General features: G+C 49.6%; 2 rRNA genes. Both read left to right on the top strand.

Annotated features, from left to right (window positions below):
• The first annotated feature begins 50 nt into the window (after positions 1-50).
• Positions 51-2855: ribosomal RNA gene (locus AC23P2_RS30905) — 23S ribosomal RNA — on the top strand.
• Positions 2856-2998: 143 nt separating this feature from the next.
• Positions 2999-3110, top strand: a 5S ribosomal RNA gene (gene rrf / locus AC23P2_RS30900).
• Positions 3111-3115: the final 5 nt, after the last annotated feature.

The raw sequence follows: 3115 nt of genomic DNA, 5'->3' as shown, positions 1-3115 counted from the left end.
AGTCTTAGAGTTATTTGACATATTGGTAGAGAATTATCAAGAAATTTGTAGAAGAAGCAAAATAAGGGCGCATGGGGAATGCCTATGGCTCTCAGCGGCGAAGAAGGACGTGATAAGCTGCGTAAAGGTTAGGGGAGTGGCACATACACATTGATCCTAACATATCCGAATGGGGCAACCCATCCTGAGTGATCAGGATATCCGAAAGGAGGCAAACGGGGGGAACTGAAACATCTAAGTACCCCTAGGAAGAGAAAACAACAGTGATTCCGTAAGTAGTGGCGAGCGAACGCGGACAAGCCCAAACCGATGACGTTACGGCGTTATTGGGGTTATAGGACTGATTTTTAGGAACTACAAGAAGATGAACTGTCTGGGAAGGCAGACCGTAGCGGGTGAGAGTCCCTTAATTGTAAATTGTGGAACTGTATCAGGATCCTGAGTAGGTGGGGACAGGAGGAATCCCCTCTGAATTCGGCGGCACCATCCGCCAAGGCTAAATACGACTGAGAGACCGATAGTGAACGAGTACCGTGAGGGAAAGGTGAAAAGAACCGGGAGTACCGGGGTGAAATAGAACCTGAAACCATGCGCTTACAAGCGGAGGGAGCCTTAGGGTGACCTCGTGCCTTTTGCATAATGAGCCTACGAGTTGTTCTTACTAGCGAGGTTAATGTTTTAAGGACAGGAGCCGAAGCGAAAGCGAGTCTGAATAGGGCGTTTAGTTAGTGAGAGCAGACGCGAAACTTGGTGATCTATCCGTGGTCAGGTTGAAGTGTGGGTAACACTGCATGGAGGACCGAACCAGTTAACGTTGAAAAGTTTTTGGATGAACTGCGGATAGGGGTGAAAGGCCAATCAAACTGAGAAATAGCTCGTACTCCCCGAAATGTTTTTAGGAACAGCGTTGTGGGGCGTTTATGTCAGGTAGAGCTACTGATAGGATGCGGGGGAGTCAAATCCTACCAAATTCTGACAAACTCCGAATGGGCATAAACAGACACAGCAGTGAGGGCCGGGGTGCTAAGGTCACGGTCCGAGAGGGGAACAACCCAGAGCAACCGCTAAGGTCCCTAAGTATATACTAAGTTGAACAAAGGAAGTCTGACTGCCGAGACAGCCAGGATGTTAGCTTGGAAGCAGCTATACATTTAAAGAGTGCGTAACAGCTCACTGGTCGAGCGGGGCGGGCGTCGATAATAAACGGGCATCAAGTATATCACCGAAGCGATGCGATTAGTAATAATCGGTAGGGGAGCATTCTAACGTCAGCGAAGTTGTAGCGTGAGCTATGGTGGAGATTTTAGAAAAGCAAATGTAGGCATAAGTAACGACAATGTATGTGAGAACCATACACACCGTAAAGCTAAGGATTCCTCAGCTATGTCAATCAACTGAGGGTTAGTCGGGGCCTAAGGGGAAGGCGAAGGCCGCACCTGACGGACAGCAGGTTAATATTCCTGCACCTGATACAAGTGTGAATCGTACGGGGTAGGGGAGAGAGTACGAAGTGACGGAAGTCTTCGTTGAGCGGCGTTTACGGACAAAGCGAACTTTTGAACTGGCCTCCAAGAAAAAGCGATGAAACGTCAGCTTGTATTAGCCCGTACCGTAAACCGACACAGGTAGCTGGGTAGAATATACCAAGGTGCTCAAGTGAATCACGGTTAAGGAACTCGGCAAATTAGTCCTGTAACTTCGGGAGAAGGGACACTCTGGCGCGAGCTAGAGTCGCAGAGAAATGGCCCAGGCGACTGTTTAACAAAAACACAGGGCAACGCAAAGTGGAGACACGACGTATGTTGCCTGACACCTGCCCGGTGCTGGAAGGTTAAGAGGGGAGCTTAGCGCAAGCGAAGGTTTGAATCGAAGCCCCAGTAAACGGCGGCCGTAACTATAACGGTCCTAAGGTAGCGAAATTCCTTGTCGGGTAAGTTCCGACCTGCACGAATGGTGTAACGATCTGGGCACTGTCTCAACCGTGAGCTTGGTGAAATTGTAGTAGCGGTGAAGATGCCGCTTACCCGTCACGGGACGGAAAGACCCCGTGCACCTTTACTACAACTTTGCGTTGGATATGGGATATGAATGTGTAGGATAGGTGGGAGGCTACGAAGTGGTTTCGTCAGGAATCATGGAGCCAACGTTGAAATACCACCCTTTTGTATTCTGTGTTCTAACTTGTTATTGAGGACCGCGCATGGTGGGTAGTTTGACTGGGGTGGTCGCCTCCAAAAGAGTAACGGAGGCTTCCAAAGGTTAGCTCATGACGGACGGTAATCGTCAGGGGAGTGCAAAAGCACAAGCTAGCTTGACTGTGAGACCGACGGGTCGATCAGGTGGGAAACCAGGGTTTAGTGATCCGGTGGTTGCGCATGGGTGTGCCATCGCTCAAAGGATAAAAGGTACGCCGGGGATAACAGGCTGATCATCCCCAAGAGCTCACATCGACGGGATGGTTTGGCACCTCGATGTCGGCTCGTCACATCCTGGGGCTGGAGAAGGTCCCAAGGGTTCGGCTGTTCGCCGATTAAAGTGGCACGCGAGCTGGGTTCAGAACGTCGTGAGACAGTTCGGTCCCTATCTGTGATGGGCGTAGGAAGTTTGACGGGGGCTGACCTTAGTACGAGAGGACCGGGTTGGACTCACCTCTGGTGAATCGGTTGTTACGCCAGTAGCATGGCCGAGTAGCTACGTGGGCAACAGATAAGCGCTGAAAGCATCTAAGTGCGAAACTGGCCTGAAGATGAGACTTCCACATAAGGGACGTTGTAGACGACGACGTTGATAGGCTGCAAGTGTAAAGGTGGTGACATCAAAGCTGAGCAGTACTAATTGCCCAATAGCTTCTTTAAAAGACAAATTTGTTGAAATAATTCTCTGCCAATGTCAATTGCTTACTGGAAAGACGAGATAGCTAAAGATATTGATGAAGGTTACAGGTTGGGTTCAGAGTCGTGCAGACTTGACCTCTTGTAAGTCCGAATCAGAAAACCTTGATGGTGGTTACAGGGTGGGTGTTCACCTCTTCCCATTCCGAACAGAGAAGTTAAGCCCCACTCCGCCGATGATACTGCAATAAAATGTGGGAAAGTAGGTAGCCGCCACAATATTA

Source organism: Runella sp. R0.1_18, from assembly GCF_057652155.1.
This window is presented reverse-complemented; position numbering and strand designations above follow the sequence as displayed.